19 protein-coding genes are annotated in these 22056 nt (G+C 37.9%); 3 read left to right on the forward strand and 16 right to left on the reverse strand.

The annotated features are described in order from the left end of the window. Positions 1-142 precede the first annotated feature (142 nt). Entirely contained in the window at positions 143-1774 is a 1632-nt protein-coding gene (locus ACQQ2I_RS15410) for a PucR family transcriptional regulator (protein ID WP_431027660.1), read from the forward strand. Here ACQQ2I_RS15410 and ACQQ2I_RS15415 read toward each other — a convergent pair. The 10 genes from ACQQ2I_RS15415 to ACQQ2I_RS15460 are packed head-to-tail and all read right to left on the reverse strand — an operon-like array spanning position 1763 to position 12655. Next, on the reverse strand, positions 1763-2590 hold the full coding sequence (locus ACQQ2I_RS15415; RefSeq protein ID WP_431027661.1) for an ABC transporter permease: 828 nt from the start codon (positions 2588-2590) through the stop codon (positions 1763-1765). The genes ACQQ2I_RS15410 and ACQQ2I_RS15415 overlap by 12 nt on opposite strands. Before the next feature lie 16 nt (positions 2591-2606). Further along, positions 2607-3548 carry an ABC transporter permease gene (locus ACQQ2I_RS15420; RefSeq protein ID WP_431027662.1) on the reverse strand — a complete coding sequence of 314 codons (942 nt, stop codon included), beginning with the start codon at positions 3546-3548 and terminating at the stop codon, positions 2607-2609. Between the two features lie 19 nt (positions 3549-3567). Next, entirely contained in the window at positions 3568-5091 is a 1524-nt protein-coding gene (locus ACQQ2I_RS15425) for an ABC transporter substrate-binding protein (protein WP_431030529.1), read from the reverse strand. Between the two features lie 53 nt (positions 5092-5144). Further along, positions 5145-6107, reverse strand: coding sequence for a P1 family peptidase (locus tag ACQQ2I_RS15430; RefSeq protein WP_431027663.1), 963 nt, complete (start codon positions 6105-6107; stop codon positions 5145-5147). 11 nt (positions 6108-6118) lie between these two features. After that, entirely contained in the window at positions 6119-7117 is a 999-nt protein-coding gene (locus ACQQ2I_RS15435) for an ABC transporter ATP-binding protein (RefSeq protein WP_431027664.1), read from the reverse strand. Then, a complete protein-coding gene (locus tag ACQQ2I_RS15440; RefSeq protein ID WP_431027665.1) occupies positions 7086-8120 on the reverse strand; it encodes an ABC transporter ATP-binding protein in 1035 nt (344 codons plus the stop codon). The genes ACQQ2I_RS15435 and ACQQ2I_RS15440 overlap by 32 nt, the downstream gene beginning before the upstream one ends. A 19-nt stretch (positions 8121-8139) precedes the next feature. Beyond that, positions 8140-9588 carry an aldehyde dehydrogenase family protein gene (locus ACQQ2I_RS15445; RefSeq protein WP_431027666.1) on the reverse strand — a complete coding sequence of 483 codons (1449 nt, stop codon included), beginning with the start codon at positions 9586-9588 and terminating at the stop codon, positions 8140-8142. Positions 9589-9601: 13 nt separating this feature from the next. After that, complete coding sequence (locus ACQQ2I_RS15450) at positions 9602-10345, reverse strand: SDR family NAD(P)-dependent oxidoreductase (protein WP_431027667.1); 744 nt, start codon at positions 10343-10345, stop codon at positions 9602-9604. Position 10346: 1 nt separating this feature from the next. Further along, complete coding sequence (locus ACQQ2I_RS15455; protein ID WP_431027669.1) at positions 10347-11423, reverse strand: isocitrate/isopropylmalate dehydrogenase family protein; 1077 nt, start codon at positions 11421-11423, stop codon at positions 10347-10349. Then, complete coding sequence (locus ACQQ2I_RS15460; RefSeq protein ID WP_431027670.1) at positions 11420-12655, reverse strand: M20 family metallopeptidase; 1236 nt, start codon at positions 12653-12655, stop codon at positions 11420-11422. Before ACQQ2I_RS15460 ends, ACQQ2I_RS15455 begins: the two co-directional genes overlap by 4 nt. 309 nt (positions 12656-12964) lie before the next feature. Between ACQQ2I_RS15460 and ACQQ2I_RS15465 the strand changes: the two genes are divergently transcribed. After that, a complete protein-coding gene (locus tag ACQQ2I_RS15465) occupies positions 12965-14089 on the forward strand; it encodes an IS4 family transposase (RefSeq protein WP_431027671.1) in 1125 nt (374 codons plus the stop codon). Between the two features lie 386 nt (positions 14090-14475). Here ACQQ2I_RS15465 and ACQQ2I_RS15470 read toward each other — a convergent pair whose 3' ends face one another. Further along, the gene (locus ACQQ2I_RS15470; protein ID WP_431027672.1) at positions 14476-15969 is read right to left on the reverse strand and encodes a leucyl aminopeptidase; all 1494 of its coding nucleotides are present in this window, start codon (positions 15967-15969) and stop codon (positions 14476-14478) included. A gap of 445 nt (positions 15970-16414) precedes the next feature. Here ACQQ2I_RS15470 and ACQQ2I_RS15475 point away from each other — a divergent pair, with 445 nt between their 5' ends. Beyond that, positions 16415-16888: a divergent PAP2 family protein gene (locus ACQQ2I_RS15475; RefSeq protein WP_431027673.1), complete on the forward strand. Its 474-nt coding sequence runs from the start codon at positions 16415-16417 to the stop codon at positions 16886-16888. A 93-nt stretch (positions 16889-16981) separates the two neighbouring features. Here the strand turns inward: ACQQ2I_RS15475 and ACQQ2I_RS15480 are convergent, their stop codons facing one another. The 5 genes from ACQQ2I_RS15480 to ACQQ2I_RS15500 form a co-directional block, all read right to left on the reverse strand. Next, positions 16982-17311: a YuiB family protein gene (locus ACQQ2I_RS15480; RefSeq protein ID WP_431027674.1), complete on the reverse strand. Its 330-nt coding sequence runs from the start codon at positions 17309-17311 to the stop codon at positions 16982-16984. A 95-nt stretch (positions 17312-17406) separates the two neighbouring features. Further along, on the reverse strand, positions 17407-17904 hold the full coding sequence (locus tag ACQQ2I_RS15485; RefSeq protein ID WP_431027675.1) for an NUDIX domain-containing protein: 498 nt from the start codon (positions 17902-17904) through the stop codon (positions 17407-17409). A 218-nt stretch (positions 17905-18122) separates the two neighbouring features. Continuing rightward, the gene (locus tag ACQQ2I_RS15490; RefSeq protein WP_431027676.1) at positions 18123-19334 is read right to left on the reverse strand and encodes an NAD(P)/FAD-dependent oxidoreductase; all 1212 of its coding nucleotides are present in this window, start codon (positions 19332-19334) and stop codon (positions 18123-18125) included. 306 nt (positions 19335-19640) lie between these two features. Next, entirely contained in the window at positions 19641-20846 is a 1206-nt protein-coding gene (locus ACQQ2I_RS15495) for an EAL-associated domain-containing protein (protein WP_431027677.1), read from the reverse strand. Positions 20847-21556: 710 nt separating this feature from the next. Then, positions 21557-21931, reverse strand: coding sequence for a HesB/IscA family protein (locus ACQQ2I_RS15500; protein ID WP_391373209.1), 375 nt, complete (start codon positions 21929-21931; stop codon positions 21557-21559). Positions 21932-22056: the final 125 nt, after the last annotated feature.

Genomic DNA, 22056 nt, shown 5'->3' on the forward strand with positions numbered 1-22056 from the left:
GGTCACGCATGTTAAGCGTCCAAAACTATATATCATCTATAATAAAGATGTCAGAAAACCACATAAATTCTATTTAATGTGTTATATTTTCTCTATTATCCAATATAATTATTTACTATATAACTAAGGTAGGTGTATAGAAATGAAAAATCCCCCTCTTACTGTACAAGCCGTACTAAAACGAAAGCATTTTGACTGTGCAAAAGTAATTGCTGGACATAAAGGTTTACATCGCTCAGTAAAGTGGACACATATATTAGAAATAACAGATTTCGATAAATTTATTAATGGTGGGGAACTTATTTTAACAACAGGGTTAGGACTACAATTAGAGATTGATAGACAAATTGCTTATGTGCAAAATCTAATTCACCATAATGCAGCCGCACTTTGTATCGAAATTGGACATTATTTTGATTATGTGCCTGAACAATTAATACGTATTGCAGATGAACATGCATTTCCTATTATTATTTTTGAAAAAACTGTACGCTTTATTGATATAACGCAAGATTTGCATGCATTTATTATTAATCAATATCAGCAGACTTTGACACAACTTGATAGCATGTCAAAAATTTTTATGAAGCTTTCACTCATGCCAAATGGAATTATGAAAATTTTAAATGTTTTACATGAACATACAAATGCGCATTTGTTTTTTATCGCTGATGAATCAAAAAATGTTTATTACCCAATTGAAGCAAAACATTCTCTCCTGTATATGGAACAGCAATGCCAAAATTATGACTCCACGCAGTCTCTAAAGAGCATCATCAAAGGAAAAGAACATTATATAATCCTTCCTGTTAATGGACTTGGACAAGTATGGGGGTATTTATGCCTACATAGTAAGCTACCGCCAAATGAATACACATTACTCAATTTAGAACGTGCAACAATGGTGATTGCACATATTTTATTACGCAACCGCATGTTGCAAGAACGACAACAAAGTCGTGAAGATGAATTTGTTCTTGCACTTATACAAGGCCAAGATGTTGACGTCAAGTATTATCAAAATTATATACCCGTTGAAAGTCGCAATTTATTTTATCGTGTTGTTGTTATGCAAACCTCTAAAAATACAGCACTCTATTCTATTGAAGATTGGCAAGAAATCCAGCTTCAACGTGCAATGATTATCCGTTCTATTTTGAAAAAGCTCGGATTTTTTCCTACTGTATCTGTCCGTCAACACGAAATTATTATCATGGCATTTTATCTTGCAGCAGACTATATAAAAGAAAACAGTCCTAGCTTTGATGAATTTATTCGCCAAATTTCAACACATAAATCAACCCTTTTTGAACATATGAATTTAACGATTGGTATAAGCAATGTCTATCAAACGATTGATTCTGTAAGTAACTGCTATAAACAAGCTACTTCCACTATTCAACTACAATATCTTGAACTTACTTGTTCCATGTACTATAAAGATTTAGGTGTCTATCGATTACTCTTACAACAGGATTCTCAACAATTACTACAATACGTAAAAGATTATTTACAAGAAATTTTAATATTTGACGAAAAAAATAGTGGTGAATTGTATCAAACTCTCGCTATATACTTAGCTTGCAATGGTGCCAAAAACGATGCAGCTGAGCAATTGTTTATCGTCCGCCAAACCCTCTATAAACGTATTGAGCGACTAGAAAATATTTTAGGGGAAAACTTCTTACAATCTCCTTATCGACTTAATTTAGAAATGGCGATGAAGGCATATGAACTATTAAAAAAAACTGCCCCAAACCTATTACGATTTTGATCGCGGGTCTAAATAATCGCGAAAAGCATTGCTCAACATATATAAACCAAGTACAAGTAGTGTAATTGCTCCACCTGGTGCATACGTATACCACGGAGCACTCATTAAATAGGCTTGTGAGTCTTTTAACATACTCCCCCAGCTAGGGTTTGGTGGTTGTACGCCAAGCCCTAAGTAACTGAGAGCTGCTTCCGCTAACATGGCTGTTGCAAATGTTACAGTTGCCGCAACAACAATTTGTGACGAAATATTCGGTAAAATATGCCGAAACATAATTTTATAAGACTTCACACCAATCAACTTAGCTGCCATTACATATTCTGCATCTCGATGCTGTACAAAGCCACTTCGCGCAATTCGAGCAATACTTGGAATTGCGATTATACCAAGCGCAATGGCTGTATTGATAATCCCTGGGCCAAAAATCGCTACTAACATTAATGCTAAAATAATTCCTGGAAATGCCATTAATGCATCCATTACGCGCATGAAAATTTCATCCACCCAACCGCCAACATAGCCTGCAACTCCACCAATTGCAACACCAAATATCGTCCCAATTAACACAGTTAAGATCCCTACTGCAAATGCTGTCTGCGTTCCCTTCATAATGCGACTAAAAATATCACGCCCAAATTCATCTGTCCCAAAATAATACACACTGCTCGGTTTACTTAATTTCTCTGGAATATTCATCGAAGTAACATCATGTGGTGTATAAACGATGCTAACTAACATGATAAGGAAAAAGCCGACAACAACAAGTAGACCAATGATGAAATTAATATGTTTTGTATACCTTTGAATATATTTCACCGCATACACCTTCCCCTCATCCTAACCGGATTCTTGGATCAATCACGGTATATAAAATATCTACAATAAAATTAATACAAACGACCGTTATCGTAATATACATAACAATTCCTTGTACAAGCGGAAAGTCTCGGTTATTAATAGCTGTAACTAGTAGTTGTCCTATCCCAGGTAATGAAAATACTTGTTCAACGATAATGGTTCCTGCTACAACTTCAGCTGTAATAAGACCAAATATCGTCAAAATAGGCACCATGGAATTTTTTAATACATGTTTATACATTACATTACTCTCAGACATGCCTTTACTACGAATCGTTCGTACATAATCAAGCCTCGCCTGCTCTAAAATAGAAGAACGAACATAACGAAAATTAACAGCAATTTGTGGGATAGCAATTGTGAGAGCCGGTAATAATAGCGTACTTAAAGCCCCAACAATACTTTGTGACCACGGAATATATCCACTAATTTTAAAAAATTCAAACTGCATACCAACATATAAAATGAGCATCATACCAAGCCAAAATGATGGCACGGCCATCCCAATTTGTGTAGTAGTCGATAATGTGATATCACTTAACTTATTTTGTCTACGCGCCGCAAACATTCCTAACGGCAATGAAATTACACAAACAATGAGCAACGTTATTGAAGCCAGTGAAATTGTTACAGGTAATCTAGCAAGCAATAAATCTTCTACAGGCATAGAAAAGCGGATGGAATTGCCTAAGTCCCCTGTCAATAATCCCTTCATCCAATCCATATATTGTTTATAAAGAGGACGGTCTAAACCGAGTTCAGACCGCAAAGTTTCAATTTGTGTAGGATCCGCTTCGGTTCCTAACATTGTACGAATGGGATCACCAGGTAAAATTTGAAATACACCAAATGTGATCATTGATATAAGAAGGATTGTTGTTATTAACAGGATGAAACGACGCAATAAATACATCATATTATTCATCCCTTTCTAATTACTGAAATTTCACCTCAGACATATCATGGAACCAGAATGGATAGCTCTTTAATCCTGTTACTTGCTTATCAGAGCCCCAAACAATTTGGTAATCCGCAATGTATACGGATGCTGCTTGTTCTGCTAAAATTTCTTGTGCACGATGGTAAGATGCGATTTGAGCTGCTTCGTCTGTTTCTTTCAGTACATTACTCATCACTTGATCAAATTCGTCATTTTTAAATAGGAAGAAGTTTTCGCTATCATTTGTTGAAATATAGTCATTTAAAATTTCGTATGCAGATGGACGACCTGTTAAATCAATTGTCGTCATCTCATAATCGCGCCCAAAGTAAACACGGTCTAGCCAAATTCCCCACTCTACTACGTCAATTTCTACTTCAATGCCTATTTGTTTTAAATTTTCTACAGCAATTTGAGCAATATTTGAATAAATACCGTTATGAGATGAAACGGTTATTTTTGTTTTGAATCCATCTGGATAACCAGCTTCAGCTAATAACTGCTTTGCTTTTTCTACATCATATTCGTACATCGATTCTAATCCTGTTTTTTGGTAAGCCCCCATCGCTGGACTCATATTCGAGCCAAGTGGCGTTGCATACCCCGAAAATACAGAATCGATAATATCTGACTTACGAATTGCATGATTGATTGCTTGGCGAACTTTCACATTATCAAAAGGTGCTTTTGTTTCGTTAAACGTAATAATTAAAGAAGAATTATTGTTTTGGTTTGATGTATTAAAGCTCCCTTCCACTTCACTTACACGTTGCCATGGAACACTTGTTAAGTCGACTTCATTTGCTAATAAGCTCATAATTGCTGATTGGTCATCTGATTGAAATGCAAATGCTACTTTGTCTAAATACGGCAAACCTTCCTGCCAATAGTTCTCATGCTTTTTTAGTTCTAGATTCATACCAGGTGAATAGTTTTCATATGCAAATGGACCTGTACCAATTGGTGCTTCATTATGCTTACCGTCATTACTCTTTGGTATAATGGCTGATTGCAATGCTGTCAATGAATAGAGGAAATTAGAATTCGGCTCTTTTAGCGTTATTACAAATGTGCTCTCATCTGATACTTCTGTTGATGCAACATTATCAAAAATATTTTTCATTTTTTCTCCACCATTTGCTCCCATAATGCGATCAAATGTATATTGAATATCTTCCATAGTTAGCTCTTCACCATTATGGAATTTTACGCCTTGTCGAATTTTAAATGTATAGGTTAAACCATCTTCTGATACTTCATAGCTCTCAGCAATGGCTGATTTTAATGAACCATCTGTCTCCGGTGCCATTAACCCTTCAAACATATTTAAAATCATTTGGAATGAAATAGATGCCGTTGCTTTATGTGGGTCCAAAAAGTCAGGGTCATCATTAATACGAACAATAATTTCTTGTGGTGTAGTTGTTACTTGTGTACTTGTACTAGTATCCCCTTCTGTATTTGTAGATGTATCAGTTCCATTATCCTCTCCTGAACACGCGCTAACAATTAACACCATAAACACAAATAAAAATGCCGCCAAAATTTTATGCTTCATGTGTACATCCTCCCTCATTTACGGATACTTTCATAACTTTCAACACCATCTAATTTCTGAGCGCTTTTAATTGCTGTTACAATCGCCCGTTCCATTGCCTCTACTGCTAATTGACCAAGATAGTCGACTGGATACGACTTTTCCCCGATTCCTAATACAAAAATCGTATCTCCATCTAACATCGTATGCACGGGGTAAATCGTACGGGCAAGTGCATTATGTGTGAGTTGCGCAACCTTCTTTGCTTCCGCTTTTGTTAACTTTGCATTTACTGCAATTACACCAATTGTCGTATTCGTACCACGAAGTGCATCGGAGTATATATATTTCTCTAAAAATGCGCAGCTATCTATCCAATCACCTGTTTCTGAATGGCGTGCTCCAGCTAAAATTTCACGTGTATCAGGATCCTTTATATCGCCAACAGCATTGACAGCTACGATAGCGCCAACAATAATCCCATTACTGCCTTGAATTGATACACTTCCTAGTCCACCCTTCATACAAAATTGTGGACCAGCTACTTTTCCAACTGTAGCCCCATATCCTGCACCAATATTGCCATTTTCAAAAAAACCTGTAGTTGCTATTTTTGCTGCTTTAAAGCCCATTTTCGCAGTAGGCCGGATTAGTGGATTGCCTATAAATAAATCAAATAGCACTGCACTCGGTACGATTGGGATTTTAGTAACTCCTACATCGACACCAATCTCTTGTTGTTCCAAATAATGCATTACACCTGTTGCAGCATCCAGCCCAAATGCACTACCGCCTGCTAAACAAATTGCATGTACTTGGTCAATTTCATTAATAGGATCCAGAGCATCTGTTTCCCTTGTTCCTGGCGCCGAACCACGCACATCTACACCGCAGACTGCACCATCCTGAACTACAATAACCGTACACCCTGTCATACCTACCTTGTCTTCTACATGTCCTACTTGGATACCCGGAACATCGGTAATATTGTCATACATAGCTCACACCTCTATAAATCTGAATTTTCTGTATTCTTACCATATAAAAAACACGCTACTTGTTGTTTCGGATTCATTTGCTCTAATGTCGGTCGTGATTTCCCGCATTTTTCCATAACAAACGGACAACGAGTATGAAATACACACCCAACTGGTGGATCCATAGGACTTGGCAACTCTCCTTGTAATGATGTAGCTTCTCGTGGCACATCAAAATTAACGACCGGTATGGCTGACAATAATGCTTGTGTATAAGGATGCAACGGCTGTTCATATAACTCCTTTTTCGTTCCTATTTCTACTACTCGCCCTAAATACAGCACAGCAACACGATCACTAATATGTTTGACCACACTTAAATCATGTGAAATAAATAAATATGTTAACTGAAATTCATCTTGTAAATCTTTCATTAAATTTAGAACTTGTGACTGTACAGAAACATCTAAGGCAGATACTGGTTCATCAGCAATTATGAACTCTGGATTAACAGCAAGTGCTCTCGCAATCCCAATTCTTTGGCGCTGTCCACCTGAAAATTCATGTGGGTATTTATGCATCGCATCCTCTGAAAGCCCTACTTTGTTTAATAATTCTTTGACCTTCTCTTTTCTTTGTTCCTTTGTTAAATCTAGTTGCAGTGACATCGGCTCTTCTAAAATAGTACGAATCTTCATACGTGGATTTAATGAAGCATACGGATCTTGAAACACCATTTGCATTTGATTGCGAAATTGTTGTAGTGCCTTTCCTTTTAAATTCTGTATAGGATGCCCTTTATATAAGATTTCACCGTCTGTTGGTTCAATCAATTTTAAAATAGTGCGGCCGAATGTTGATTTTCCAGAGCCGGATTCCCCTACGATGCCTAGTGTCTCGCCTCGGTATATTTCAACGGTAATATCATCTACGGCTTTTACAACTTTTCTTTGTTCACGTATTGACTTTCGTTTTACAGGGAAATAAGTTTTGAGCTGTTTAATTTGGAGTAATACTTCCTTGTTTGACATAGACAGACGCCCCTTCCTCTGCGAATAAGTGACATCGTACTTTATGTTCCTCCTTTATTAATCGCACTTTAGGCTGTATTTGACGACATGTATCCATTGCAAATTGGCAACGTTCAGCAAAACGACATCCATCAGGTAAAGCGTATGCTGGTGGTACAGAACCAGGGATTGATGGCAACCTTTCAACATCCATCTCTAGGCTCGGCATCGTGTTTAATAAAGCCACCGTGTAAGGATGCTTTGGATTTAAAAATAATTCTCGAACAGGTGCCTCTTCTACAATTTGCCCTGCATACATGACCATTACTCGATTGGCTGTTTCTGCTACAACACTCATATCATGTGTGATAAATAGAATAGCAGATCCATGTTCTTCTTTCATTTTCAGCATTAGTTTTAAAATTTGTGCTTGTACAGTTACATCTAAGGCTGTTGTCGGCTCATCGGCAATAAGCAAGTGTGGATTATTTGCCATCGCAATAGCAATCATAATTCGTTGACGCATACCGCCAGATAGTTGATGTGGGTATTCAGTAATCACTTTTTCAGCATTTGCAATCCCTACTTCTTGTAACATGAGAACAGCTTTATGCCATGCTTCTTTTTTAGAGATTTTTTGATGTCTACGAATCCCCTCAATTAGTTGATTACCGATCGTAAAAACTGGATCAAGAGAAGTCATTGGCTCTTGAAAAATCATACTAATCTCATTTCCTCGTACTTTACTTAGTTCTTTTTGTTTGTACTCAAGTAGATTTTTTCCGTTCAATACTATTTTCCCCTCTGCAATTTCACCAGGGGGAACGGCAAGCAACCCCATAATGGCAAGAGAAGTTATACTTTTTCCGCTACCAGATTCACCGACTAGTGCAACTGTTTCGCCTTTATAAATGCTAAAACTAACATCATCCACTACTTTTGCTACTTTACCGTTCTTGAGTAGGAAGTTAATATTTAAATTTTGCACATCGAGTAAGACGGGTTGTTTTAGCGGTTCCCCCATCCATTCCTCCCCCTTTTCATCAAGTTGGTCCAGCATATTTAATAGCAATATTTTTCATTTGAGTATAGTTTCGTAATGCAACAAGCCCTTTTTCTCGGCCAATTCCACTTTTTTTATAACCACCAAAAGGCATTTGAATCCCACCAGCTGCCCCGTAATTATTAATAAATACTTGCCCTGCTTGTAAACGGCTAGCTACATAATGTGCTGTATTTACATTTTCAGACCAAACGCCCGCTACTAAGCCATATTGTGTGCTGTTCGCTAATTCAATGGCTTCCTCTACTGTTTCAAATGTAAAAACAGTTAATATCGGTCCAAAAATTTCTTCTTGTGCGAATGGATGATGATGTGTAAGTCCATCTAAAATAGTCGGTTGTACATAATACCCCTTTTCAAAACCTTTTATTTGTAAAGTTTCTCCACCAGTTATCACATAGCCGTCTTTTTGGGCTTCCTTTAATAAGGTAGCGATTTTTACGTATTGATTTTCATTTAATAATGGTCCCATATCTACATCTGCTTCCCCTGGACCAATACGTATCGCCTCAAAGCACTTTACTAACTGTTGTAAAAATGCTTCTTTTACTGACGCCTCTACTAATAGTCGTGCACCAGCAGAACATGTTTGTCCGGCATTTTGTATAATGGCTCGAACTACTCCTTCTACGGCTTGTTCAAATGGTGCATCAGCAAATACAATATTTGGTGATTTTCCTCCGAGTTCAAGTGTGACTGGTACGACATTTTCAGCTGCAGCTTTCATCACAGCAATCCCTGTCGGAACAGAACCAGTAAACGTAATATGATTAATGTGTGGATGACTCGTTAAAAGTGCACCGACTTCTCGCCCATATCCTGTAACATGTTGAAAAACTCCTGGTGGCAATTTATCTGCCAACCATTGTGTAATCGCATGAGTCGTTAGCGGTGTATCTTCCGCGCTTTTTACAATTACGACATTGCCAGTTGCAATAGCAGCAGCTACACTTCTTGATGTAATTTGAATCGGGTAGTTCCACGGCACAATGTGTACCGTTACACCAACGGGTTCTAACACAACTGCATTTAAAATCCCATCTTCAATGGGAATGGTGTCGCCCATCACTTTATCCGCTGCCCCTCCATAAAATTCAAAGTATCTTGCAGCCGCTTCAATATCGGCTTGAGCTTGAGCTAACGGTTTACCAACATCCTTGCATTCTAGCAAACTCAATTCTTCTGCATGCTCACGGATATAAGCTGCTAGTGCAGTCAGTAGTTGACCACGTTCATACGGCTTTATGTTTCTCCATTCTCTGCTTTCAAAAGCTTGGCGAGCTGCATGGACAGCTTCTTCTACATGTACATCTCGTGCATTAATAATTTGTGCCATTGGCTCACCTGTAGAAGGGTTATACACATCAATTAGTTGCTCCCCTTCCCCAGTAATCCACTTACCATTAATAAACATAGGAATTATATTCATCTTCTCACTCCCTTTACAAACCACGTCCACCATCAACATGCAAAGTTGTACCTGTTACTATACTCGCTGCATCTGACAATAAATAACTAACGGCATTGGCAATATCATTCGGTGTAACCAGACGTCCTAACGGTACAGATTGTAAAAATACTTCTTCCTTTGTTTGTTCCACATCTGCATCAACCGCTGTAAATTGCGAAAGCATTTGCGTATCTGCCGGTCCTGGATGAATCGTATTTACTCTAATTTGAAATGGTGCTAATTCAATAGCAAGCCCTCTTGTTAAACTTTCTGCTGCCCCTTTTGATGCAATATATGCTTGTAACCCTGGGCGTGGTCGTACGGCTGAAATGGACCCAATCGTTACAATTGCCCCTTTCTTTTTTTTCTTCATATAAGGTACAACGGCTTTAACTGTCATAAATATACTTTTCACATTAACATTCATCAGCTGATCCCATTGCTCGATGGATACATCTTCAATTGGTATCGCAGATTGAGCAATACCAAGTGCATTTACTAAACTATCGATACGATTATATTGTGTGTAAACATCTTGTATAATTTGTTTTACACGTGCCTCGTCTAATACATTCACCTCATAAATATGGAGTGAGTCATCTTTAATATCTGCTAATGCGGTAATAGATAAATCAAGTCCAATAACTGTATGACCTTGTGCAAGTAACTGTTCTATAATTGCTTTTCCCATACCCCCACCAGCTCCTGTAACAATTACAACTTGTTTATCATCCATCTTATACACCTCCTGTTTGTGCTATTTGCATTGAAGCAATTATGTTACAAATGGCAGCGCCCATTTCAGTAGTGGTTGAATTACCACCAATATCCGCTGTTCTTACGTCCCCTTTTATAAGTACCTCTTCAATTGCCGTCATCACCAATTGTTCAGCATCAGGTCGCCCAATGTGACCAAGTAACAACGCGAGTGACCATATTTGTGCAATGGGATTAGCAATACCGTGTCCTGCTATATCGGGAGCAGAACCATGTACAGGTTCAAACATAGATGGAAACTCGTTTTCAGGATTTAGATTGGCAGATGGAGAAAGCCCTAATCCGCCTACAATAGCAGCGCCTAAATCTGATAAAATATCACCAAATAAGTTGGATGCAACAACTACTTCAAAATCGTGAGGGCGCTCTACAAAATAAGCAACTAGTGCATCAATATAATAGGATTCTAGTTGTAAATTTGTCTGAGATACAGTACGCTTTACATGCTCATCCCAAAATTTCATTGTATGGATGACTGCATTTGATTTTGTAGCACTTGTGATTTTTTTCTTTCCATACTTTAATGCATAATTACATGCGGCTTCCGTAATTTTTTCTATGCCCCTACGCGTCATAATTGTATTTTGAATCGCCATCTCTTGGGGCTGATTTTGATAAAGTTGGCCCCCACTATTTGAATACTCACCTTCTGCATTTTCACGAAAAATAACAAAATCCACTTCCTTTGTAGAAGTAAGTGGTGAAGCAATATTTGGCAGCGATTTTATAGGTCTAAAATTGACATACTGCTGAAACTGTTTGCGAATTGGCATAATGAGTTCCCAAACCGTTATATCATCTGGTACACGTACATCACCAATCGCGCCAAATAAAATAGCATCATACTTTTTTAATATTTCTAATGCATCTTTTGGCATCATGCATCCATGTTCCATATAGTAATCGGAGCTCCACGGAAAAACTGTCGACTCAATTTGCAATGTATTATCATGTTGCATTAAACAATCGAGTACCTTTAATGCTTCTTGCATTACTTCTTTACCGATACCATCTCCCGGAATTACGGCTATTTTCATTGCAAATCCTCTCCTGCTAGAAATTTTAATGTTGCTAAGCGGTAAATAGCTGTCGTTTCTGCTAATTCCTCAATATCTACATACTCATTAATTTGGTGAGGAATTTCACGGTCCCCAGCGCCAATTGTCACAATCGGAATCCCATGAACGTGCAAGAATGTTCCATCAGTTGCCCCTGGAACCCCGTTATAAATAGGCTCTTTTCCAGTTACTTCAGCTACTGCTTCATACGTGGCCCGTACAACTGGATTATCTTTACTCGTTGCTGTAGCGGGACGATTATCAAGTACCGTTAAATTAACTTTGAAATCCGGATCATCTGCCTTTAAACGTGTAATTATTGCATCAATTTTACCTAACAATTCATCGTGATTTTGTGCTGGTACTGTTCGAATATCTAATGTCATCATACAGTGGTCTGGAATAACATTAATTTGCGCCTCTCCCTTTACAGGAGCTCGTAAAATCGTTGGTGTAATGGATGGCCAATTTAATAATGGGTCCCTACCTAAACGTGCCTTTTCTTCTTTTTCTAGCTTTTCTATTTCTACTATAAAGCGTGCCATACGCCAATTTGGATTAATACCGCTCCATGAAATCGCTCCATGAGCCATTTTCCCATAAATATCTACTCTTAATCGTATTGCTCCACGCTGTGCAATACATACTTGATTTTCTTCAGGCTCGCAAATAATTGCTCCATCCACATTATCAGCCCACCCATTCTTAATAAAATGTTTAATACCAAGCATAAGCCCTTCTTCATCGCAAGGAATACATAAAATAATCTTGCCTGTAAATTCTTCTTTATCTAATAGTAGCGATTGGCATGCTGTAATCATGCACGCTAAATTCCCTTTCGTATCATTCGTTCCACGACCATACATACGACCATCCACTATTTCAGCAGCAAAAGGATCATATTTCCACGCTTCACGATTTCCTTCTGTTACTACATCGGTATGCCCCTCAAATAATAGTGTTTTACCTGGTTTTCCTGAATCAATAATGCCAATAACATTTGGCCGTCCAGGAACTACTTCCTCCACATATGTTTCAATTCCAATATCACCTAAATATTGTGCTACAAAGTTTGCAACTTCTTCCTCATTACCAGTTGGATCATTTTCACGATACACACTTTCTATTCGAACTAGCTTTTGTGTCAGTTCAATGACCGTTTCTCGGTCTCGAAAATATGTTTCTGTTGCTTTTAAATTTGTCAACGGCATAAAAACACCAACTTTCTGAATATTGTGACTATAATTCTAACATTTTAGCAGCACATAAGAATTAGACAAAATGTAAATGAATTTCTCTACCATTTTTACTTAATGTTCATTTTCATGCTGAAAAGTATTGGCTTATATTAACTTCACACTAACTTTATATTTATGAAAAATACTCACTAGCGTCGCATTAAAATAATTCAACTCCGCTGTTAAATCTGAATTTTCTGTAATATATTCTGTGCATAAAAAAATCCTTTATAATGGTTGGGCGGTAGTAAACCATCCAAATCCAAAATAAAGGACAATCGCATGGATAAGTTTACACGAAAAACATCATTTGAACAATGGTTTTCACCGATTTCATCGACAAAACTAGAGGAACTGGTGGAAGCCTATCAATTAAATTACTATACAAAGAAGCTACACATCGCTTCATTTCTGAAATTACTGTTGTTTGCGCAGCTGAATGAAACCGAAAGTCTGCGTGCTGTCAGTGATACATTATTTTCAGACGACCTTCAAAAGGCAACGGATTTAGAGTCAATTAGCTTTTCACAGTTAGGGCGTCGTTTAAATCAAGTCCCGACAGACGTGTTCCAGCAGGTGTTTCTTGATTTAGTCACGCAAATTCATGAGAAATCGCATTTTGAACAGCGAAGGAAAGTAACGACACCACTGAAAATTATTGATTCGAGTACTTTGCCATTGAACTTAAACAACCATAAATGGGCCGAATTCCGGAAGACGAAATCAGGCATTAAACTCCATTTACGCCTTGTTTACTTAGAAAAGGGCTGTTCGTATCCAGACAAAGCCGTTCTGACAAACGCAATCGAGCATGATCGAGGCCAACTAGAGGTACTCGTGGACGACAAAGAGTGCATGTACGTTTTCGACCGTGGTTATCTTGATTACGAGCGATTTGACCGCATGACAGACGACGGTTATTTCTTTGTTTCTCGCTTGCGAAAAAACGCCGTCATCCGAGTACTAGAGCCACTTGATCTACCTCAAGATGCCATTGTGTTATCCGATGAAATGATCCTCATTGGCACTACACAAAATCGTGCAGAAAATGTCTTTCGTCTCATTAAAGTATTGGATACGAAAGGGACAGAACTGCATTTGATCACAAATCGCTTTGATTTGAGCGCTGACGAAATCGCCGAATTGTACAAATCACGTTGGGCAATCGAGCTGTTTTTCAAATGGGTGAAGCAGCACTTGAACATCAAAAAGTTCTATGGACAAAGCGAACAAGCCGTTCATAATCAAGTGTACATCGCGATGATTGTCTATTGTTTACATGTGTTAGCACAGCTGAACACGAACAGTTCAAAGACCTACTTAAAAATTAGTCGGTTATTAAAAGCGGCACCGTGGAAATCTGCACACATTTGGATTCAAAAAATCGTTGGAAAAGCTGTCCCATAAAGGTTTTCACGTATCGGATTCCCTCGTCAAAGGTTATAGTAAAAAATGGATGTTTACTACCTCTGTTTAGATGTCTTTGTTTTTCTTCTCAAACAGAAAAAGTAGAAAGCAGAAAATTCAGTAAAAATTTATGCGACGGTAGTGAAAAATACTATTAATAAAAATTCACCTAAAAATCAAAAATAAAACAGATGAAGAAAAACGAGTCGCTTTTCTTCATCTGTTTTTAGGATATTACAAGGGGTGTTTACTCGAACTCAACATATATCTTATCGCCCTCTCACAAGACGAACTGTTACAATGAAGATTATCCGTGATATGACCGAACACACTCTATATCTATTCTTTAAGGTACTAATCCTTGAAAATGTAAAAATAACAATCTTTTAGAACTGCTCAACAAACGCTGCCAATGTACGAACCATGGCACCCGTACCACCTTTTGGACCAAGGTCATGTGGTGCCTTTGCATCCGATGTCCCCGCTATATCTAAATGAATCCAAGGTGTGTCTTCTGCAAACTCACCAACAAATCCACCAGCGAAAATCATATGCCCGTCACGACCTGGGGAGTTGTTTAAATCCGCCATATCAGATTTGCGAATACGCTTTTTATCTTTCTCAGTGAGAGGTAAGCGCCAGACGAATTCACCTGTTTCTACCGCTGCCTCCATAAAGCTTTCAAAGAATTCCTCGTTATTTGTTAAGGCACCTGTTTTGTCCATACCAAGCGCGACAATGACACCACCTGTTAATGTGGCAACATCGATTAAGTAGTCGGCTCCTTGCTGTTTGGCATAGGTAACAGCATCTGCTAATACTAAGCGCCCTTCAGCGTCTGTGTTCAACACTTCTACTGTCTTACCACTGTATGTTGTAATAACATCATCTGGCTTAAAGGCAGTGCCTGACACCATGTTGTCCGTTGCCCCAATAACCGCGACAACATTGCGCTTTGGACGTACTTCACCAATAATTTTCATCGCACCAAGAACAGCCGCTGCACCACCCATATCACCTTTCATACCAACCATTGATTCACGCGGCTTTAATGAATAACCACCTGTATCATATGTGACCCCTTTTCCAACAAAGCCAATGACATCTTCCCACTTATCTTTCGCCTGATATTTCAGCGTAATCAAACGTGGTTCTTCCGTTGATCCTTGGTTTACACTTAAAATACCGCCCATCCCTAATTCTTCAAGCTGTACTTTATCTAAAATTTCTACTTCCAAATCATATTGCTTCGCCAGCTCTACCGCATAATTTGCTAAGTCTGTCGCCGTTAACATATTTGGTGGTAAGTTGACTAAACTTCTCGCTTCATTCACCGCTTCTGCATAAATGCGCCCTACATCAAAGCTAGCCACCACTTCTTCCATGTTTGCCGTTGTAACAAATTCTACTTGATCAAGATATGTGGCTGCTTCATTTGACGATGTTTTATAATTTGGGACTGTATAAAAGCCCATATGAATGCCTTCTGCTGCAAGGAATGCCACATCTGTTTCTTCGATTCCTGGTGTAACAAATGAATCTAACCAAATCGCATAGTCATTCACTTTTAGCGCTTTAAGTTCTTTCCCTACTAACCCAAATGTTTCACGTAAGTTTTCCTCTGTTAATGTTTTCCCTTCCCCTAAACCAACGAATACTACACGCTTTATATTTGCATTTGCTGCAGCAACAGGAAACTTCGTTAATTTTTTGCGGTCTGAGCTAATCTCACCTGCACGAATCCATGTATCTAATGTGCTATCGAAAAATTCACTAAAAGCTGACCAATTCTTCATTTGTTCACGATGTTTTTGAACACCGATAATCATTGTTTCTGTCGTTACAGATGGAAACGTTTTACTTTCGTTAACAGTCTTCATATAAAAGGCCCCCTAAATATTGATTTCCATTTTATCCCGCATTAACGGGCATTAATTTATCTGTACCGAAAGCGAAGCGACAGGTACAAGACTCCCACCTCAAGGCTTAAGGAAAATCTAGAAGTATAGGTGGGAGATCAACTGCCCGTAAAAGCCCGATTGGTTAAGGGCAACAGGACGTTGGTTACGCAGGCGTTGCCACACGACGTGGCGTTCTTAGCTTGCGTTCCTCTAACAATCAGTGGCGGATGAGGGCCGACTAAAATACGTCACGTCCGTGTGACGACGTCGGCATTAGCACGTCCTGTACGTCAACCCCCCACTGATTGAAGTTTCACTTTATTATAACTCTTTTCGCATTATTTCGGTTAGCGAAATTTCCGATTTTTCACGTTTTTGAAAATATGATATGATGGTGATAACTTCTTTTGAAAGGTATGATGTGATGGCACTCCTTCAAAACACTCCTCTTATTTTAGGATTACTAGCAATACTTTTTGTGCAAGTTTTAAAAGTCCCTATTTATTTTATCGTGACAAAAAAAGTAGATTGGTCACTATTAACGTCTACAGGAGGGATGCCAAGCTCCCATTCAGCTGCTGTAACAAGTGTAGCAACGGCCGTCGGATTTGAAGCAGGCTTTGATTCTCCTACTTTTGCTGTTGCGGCAATGCTAGCTACGATTGTCATGTATGACGCTAGCGGCATTCGTTATCAGGCAGGACAGCATGCAGCGGCCTTAAATGAGATTCGCCGTGATTTACAAATCTTTTTTCGCGATATTAAACGTTGGCCTAAAATGAATGAAGAAGAAAAAAATCAGGAGCTGAAAACATTATTAGGTCACAAAAGAAGTGAAGTATTGATAGGTGCTTTAACAGGAATCTTCCTAAGTTGTATTGTATATATATTTATTTAAAAAAGCGTGCCTCCATGTGTGAGACACGCTTTTTCTTTAGATTTTATTTGCTTTGTAACAGATAAGAAAAAACATGCACCGAAATGATGCATGTTAAAACATTCTATATCCTGCTTTACGTAAGTAAATCATAACAATTCCCGCAACGATAGCTCCCGCAAATCCACCAGATAAAATGGCAATATCTACGATTTGTAGTGCTTGCAGCTTATCCATTAATGCAGGAAATGCTGTTCCTGGCTTAAAAATATAATCAAGGAAGCTTACTTCATCTACGATTAATACAACAACAACTGGATACACAATTGCCATAAGCCATGTCATGCGAAGTAGCATGTTTAATAAAAAACCGATACCAAAAAACATAACGAAAAATAGCACGACTGAAATGATTAATTGAACTAAAGAAACAGAACCACTCATCTATGTAAACCCTCCAATTTTCCTTTCATAAGTTTACATGATAAATTGAAGGCTTTCAATGTTCCTGTTTAGTTTGTCCCTCTATTGTCACATGTCTATTTTTTGATAAATAAATTGTATTTAGTATAACCGAAAACTTCTTCCGGAACGATATGATCCATATTGTCTAACATATGATGCTCTACTTGACTCTGCGCTACTTCCTTTAGCATTTGGTTGGCCTGTTCATCAACGGCTAATTGTGCTGGTGTCATCCAACATGCCTCTGAAATTTCATGTTCCTGCACGATAATTTGTTGCGCATCATCTACAAGGGTACAATAAAGAATCGCCATATTATCACTGATTTCACCTCGAATAACACCCGTCCTAAAGCCTACTAACCCTTGTACGATACAATCAATGCCTGTCTCTTCTTTTATTTCACGAACAGCTGCATCATCAATCGTTTCTCCTTCTTGAACAAAACCAGCAGGCAGTGACCAGCGCCCTTTTAATCCACTATAGCATTTTTTGACGACAAGCCATTCCCCCCTGCTATTTTCAACGATGCCACATGCTCCTAGCCATACTTTTCCTCGGTCTTTTTTCATGCCTGTATCAACCCTTTACATAAATTACTACCTATTATAGCGGTTAGTAGTAGTACATATAAAGAAAAACACCATCTTTTTTAAGATGATGTTTTTCTTTATATGTAACAATACATTTTATGTGAACCTAAAGTTATTTAAGCCACTGCTGTTTAGTTATGAAAAATAGCCAAAGCCATCCTGTGGCTTTGGCTATTTAATGCTAGATGGGCATTACATTAGAAGAATTTGAACTTCCCTTTTTTCAGCGTTAAACCTACGCCACCTACTAAGAATAATGCACGGTCGTCAACTACTTTTTTCAGCGCAGAAGCTGTTTTACCTGTATATTTACGGCCTAATGCGTCACCAATTGCGTCTTCATGACCTAAAGAACATACTGCACCTTTATCAGAATACACGAATGTTTCTGTGTCTTCATCATTCATTAAGTGTTTGATGTTTTTCGCAATGTTTACTGCTTGTTGCATAGCAATTTGAGCTGTTGGTGGGTATGGACGGTTCGCTTCTTTGTTTAGAAGGAATGCACAGTCCCCTACTACGAATACATCATCAAAACCTGGTGCACGCATATCTTCACGAACAGCGATACGAGCACGGTTGTTTTCAATGCCTGAACTTTCTACTAAAGCGTTACCGCGTACTCCTGCAGCCCAGATCACTGTACCTGCTTTGATGAATTCGAACTCGTCTTCACCTTTTTTAATTTTAACGCCCTCTTCAGTTGCTTCCACAACCGGTGTGCCGATTGAAAACTCAATTCCTTTTTTAGACAATTGTGTTTTTGCATATTCTACAAGCTGTGGATCAAAACCTGGTAATACCATTGGTGCTGCTTCTACACAAAGTACACGTACTTTTTCTTGTGGAATATCGAATTCTTTACAAAGTTCTGGCACACGGTTACCAAGCTCACCTAATAACTCAATACCAGTAAAGCCAGCACCACCTACAATGATTGTCAGTTTGCTGTCATCTTTTTCTTCATCTAATGACCAAGAAGCGAATTGGTATTCGATGTGCTCACGAATTTGACGAGCAGCGTTTAAGTTTGCTAAAGAAAGTGCATACTCTTTTAGGCCTGGAATACCGAAAGTCTCACCTTCAAAACCAAGACCAATTACTAAATAGTCATATGTGAATTCACCCGTAGATGTATCAACTTTTTTCGTATTTACATCAATACCTTGAACTGTTGCTTGTACGAAACGAACGTTTTGGTTAATTACGTTTGAGATTGGATAACGGGCTTTGTCTGGAGAAATAGTACCAGCTCCAACTTCGTGTAACCACGTCGTTTCATAGTGATAATCATTTTTATTAATTAAAATGATTTCTGCTTGATCACCGCTGATCATCTTTTGTAAATTAACAACAGTAGTCAATCCGCCATATCCTGCGCCTAATACTAAAATTGTTGGTCTTTTCACTGGAATCAAAACCCCTTTAATTTTATTGTACTAGCGCAAGACAAACAAAAAAGAAGTACAAAATATATACTTCAGTAGTTTGTTACGCTAGGTCGACATATTTTTCGACATAAATTCCTAACTATTATATTATAATAGCCCTTTTCCAGTTCAATTTCAATACATTAATGTATACGTATAAAAATTTCAACAAGCCTATCCATTACTGGATAAAGAATTATTATAAATTTAGGAAATGTACGCTCAACTCAAACTTTTATGCAACTGAAGCCGCCCTTTCCTTATAGAATGGCGGCTTTTTAAAAATTAATTCACAATATTGTGTTCATATAAATAATTGTAGGAAATATCGATAAATAGATATTCATTATTAGGTAAAGCCATACTAAATGTTCGTGTTAATTCTCCTGTTTCAATATCTGAGTAAGCAGATGATAGATTGGCTACTTGATCTTGGCGCATTTTCAATAAATTTTGTAAGAAATATGGTCGCCAGCTCCAATTTTTTCGCAGTGCACCTTCTTCAAGAATCCACTGATTGTGCTTCCATGTAATATTCGGTGTTGTTTGGAATCCTTCACCATTACAAATATATAAACGGAATGTATACTCTTGTAATTGTTGTGCCAGCTCTTTCAATTTCTCAACATGACCACTCGTTGGGCCAACTTGTTCAACGCTTGACGTAATTTTTTTCTCGAGTTTTTTTAATTCCTCTAATTTATGCTTCAGTAGCTTTTTTTCCGTCGCTATAAATTGCTCACATTCATCACGAAAACGTGGTTTTAATGTATCACGTGGGATAAAAGATGACGCTGGCTTTTGCAAATAAGCCCCTTTATAATAGCGGGCACCATTTTTCCAACCGTGCTGTAATTGGTAAATGTTATCAATACCATTCACCATAAGCGATGCACCCATTTTCAAAGCAAGTGTGCGAAGCGTTGTAAATACATAATTTCGACTGCCCCACTTATTATAGTTGAGCTCACTTACATTAATACTTAGTACACTCGGCTCTAACATTAAAATCGCATTGAGTTGGCTATGTGCACCAATGTTCGCTAAACCAATTTTCACACCATATGTTTTAATGTATTTGATTACATGGTGTACATGTCTAATATCTCCTTTAAAAAGATGCTCATTCATCGTAAGTGTAATATGATGCAATTTTTGCTCAGGAATGAGTTCTTTTAATAAGGAAAAATAGCTTTCACCAAAATCAGTCATTAATAAGTTCGGATTACATGGAATATATAAATCAATTTGGTCAATTTCATGTAAGGCAGATTCAATTGCTTGACGTACGACCATTTGCTCTACTTCTGCTCTAATCTCTTCCGGCACTTCGTCACTATATGTAAATTGTTCAATATCGATTACTTTTTCTTTGTCTACAATGCGCCCGATTACTTCATACGCAACAATGCTATGTTCATCTGCACTATAAATTGGCTCATATAAAATTTCAATCTGATCCAACTTATCTAATATTTCTAGCATATCCATTAGACAACCTCCTCAACCTTTACAATAGCCTTATGATAAAACAAACGCTTCAATAATTCAAAGTAAGTCACTAATTACTAGTAACATCATCAGAATTAATCTTTTTCAAGTAGATTATATACAATGAGTAGCGGCTTTGGCACATAGGACGTGTTAATGCCTACATTGTCACGCGATTGGACGCATAAGGCAGTTGATCTCCCAACTAACTAATTCATTCTCACCGCTCATGTTAAAATGTGGCTCATTAATACCGGATAAATAATTCGACTTATGGATTCCTGCTTTTTGTCAATCTATGACCGATAAAGGTTTTCTGTTTCCATTTATATACCAATATGTGTACTGCTGTGTTATCATACATTCAACTTGCCTAGTTACAAAAAAGAGGAGTATATAACATTATTACCCTGACACAATAAAGGCGGATATGAAGGAGAGAGGTACTTTTGACTGAGTTGCCTTATGTTATTATAGCTGCTGTCGCATTAATTAGTAGTTGGTTTGATTATAGAAGAAAAGTGAAAAAAGCGGACACTGAAGAAGAAATAAGAAGGGCATTTGTCCCTCTTCTATTAATGATATTATTGTTTACGATATGTGTTGGGATATTTCTCACTTAAACTTTTGGGATTATCATTATATTTTTAATACTCAAAAGAGCCATCCTATCTTTAGGACAGCTCCCTATGTTTAACCATTTTCTACTGTTATTCACAATCGCCAGGTGTTCCTTCACGCTGGGCTGCTTTAAAGCTTGTGCCGCACCCACATGAGGCAATCGCATTGGGATTCTCGATGGTAAAGCCACCGCCCATGAGCGATTGTTTAAAGTCAACTTCCGTACCTTGTAAAATAGGTGCATCTTCACGACTTACAACGATTTGTAACCCATGTTGCATATCTAAATAATCGTCTTCGTTGATTGTTGTATCAAAGGCCATGCCATAAGAAAGTCCGCTACAACCGCCGCCCTTAACAGCGACACGTAAATACGAACCTTCCTCCTCGTTATGTTTCATCATTTCCTTTACTTGAAACGAGGCCGCTTCCGTTAAAATAATTACCTGTTTTTCATTTGTCATCCGTGTCACCTTCCTTCTTTTTTATCATATCAATTGTGTTGAACTTGTGACAACAAAAGCGTTTCAAAAAATGTTAATAAAAATAATTCAGACACATTACTAAATACTGTTATAATAGTCTTACG

The organism is Lysinibacillus sp. LZ02 (genome assembly GCF_050613145.1).
Classification (GTDB): domain Bacteria; phylum Bacillota; class Bacilli; order Bacillales_A; family Planococcaceae; genus Lysinibacillus_B.

What these genes read in the sequence shown, in the direction of transcription:
- ACQQ2I_RS15410 (WP_431027660.1), top strand. Translation starts at nt 143, where the DNA reads ATGAAAAATCCCCCTCTTACTGTACAAGCCGTACTAAAACGAAAGCAT.
- ACQQ2I_RS15420 (WP_431027662.1), bottom strand. Translation starts at nt 3,548, where the DNA reads ATGATGTATTTATTGCGTCGTTTCATCCTGTTAATAACAACAATCCTT.
- ACQQ2I_RS15425 (WP_431030529.1), bottom strand. Translation starts at nt 5,091, where the DNA reads ATGGTGTTAATTGTTAGCGCGTGTTCAGGAGAGGATAATGGAACTGAT.
- ACQQ2I_RS15430 (WP_431027663.1), bottom strand. Translation starts at nt 6,107, where the DNA reads ATGTATGACAATATTACCGATGTTCCGGGTATCCAAGTAGGACATGTA.
- ACQQ2I_RS15435 (WP_431027664.1), bottom strand. Translation starts at nt 7,117, where the DNA reads ATGTCAAACAAGGAAGTATTACTCCAAATTAAACAGCTCAAAACTTAT.
- ACQQ2I_RS15440 (WP_431027665.1), bottom strand. Translation starts at nt 8,120, where the DNA reads ATGGGGGAACCGCTAAAACAACCCGTCTTACTCGATGTGCAAAATTTA.
- ACQQ2I_RS15445 (WP_431027666.1), bottom strand. Translation starts at nt 9,588, where the DNA reads ATGAATATAATTCCTATGTTTATTAATGGTAAGTGGATTACTGGGGAA.
- ACQQ2I_RS15450 (WP_431027667.1), bottom strand. Translation starts at nt 10,345, where the DNA reads ATGGATGATAAACAAGTTGTAATTGTTACAGGAGCTGGTGGGGGTATG.
- ACQQ2I_RS15455 (WP_431027669.1), bottom strand. Translation starts at nt 11,423, where the DNA reads ATGAAAATAGCCGTAATTCCGGGAGATGGTATCGGTAAAGAAGTAATG.
- ACQQ2I_RS15460 (WP_431027670.1), bottom strand. Translation starts at nt 12,655, where the DNA reads ATGCCGTTGACAAATTTAAAAGCAACAGAAACATATTTTCGAGACCGA.
- ACQQ2I_RS15465 (WP_431027671.1), top strand. Translation starts at nt 12,965, where the DNA reads ATGGATAAGTTTACACGAAAAACATCATTTGAACAATGGTTTTCACCG.
- ACQQ2I_RS15470 (WP_431027672.1), bottom strand. Translation starts at nt 15,969, where the DNA reads ATGAAGACTGTTAACGAAAGTAAAACGTTTCCATCTGTAACGACAGAA.
- ACQQ2I_RS15475 (WP_431027673.1), top strand. Translation starts at nt 16,415, where the DNA reads ATGGCACTCCTTCAAAACACTCCTCTTATTTTAGGATTACTAGCAATA.
- ACQQ2I_RS15480 (WP_431027674.1), bottom strand. Translation starts at nt 17,311, where the DNA reads ATGAGTGGTTCTGTTTCTTTAGTTCAATTAATCATTTCAGTCGTGCTA.
- ACQQ2I_RS15485 (WP_431027675.1), bottom strand. Translation starts at nt 17,904, where the DNA reads ATGAAAAAAGACCGAGGAAAAGTATGGCTAGGAGCATGTGGCATCGTT.
- ACQQ2I_RS15495 (WP_431027677.1), bottom strand. Translation starts at nt 20,846, where the DNA reads ATGGATATGCTAGAAATATTAGATAAGTTGGATCAGATTGAAATTTTA.
- ACQQ2I_RS15500 (WP_391373209.1), bottom strand. Translation starts at nt 21,931, where the DNA reads ATGACAAATGAAAAACAGGTAATTATTTTAACGGAAGCGGCCTCGTTT.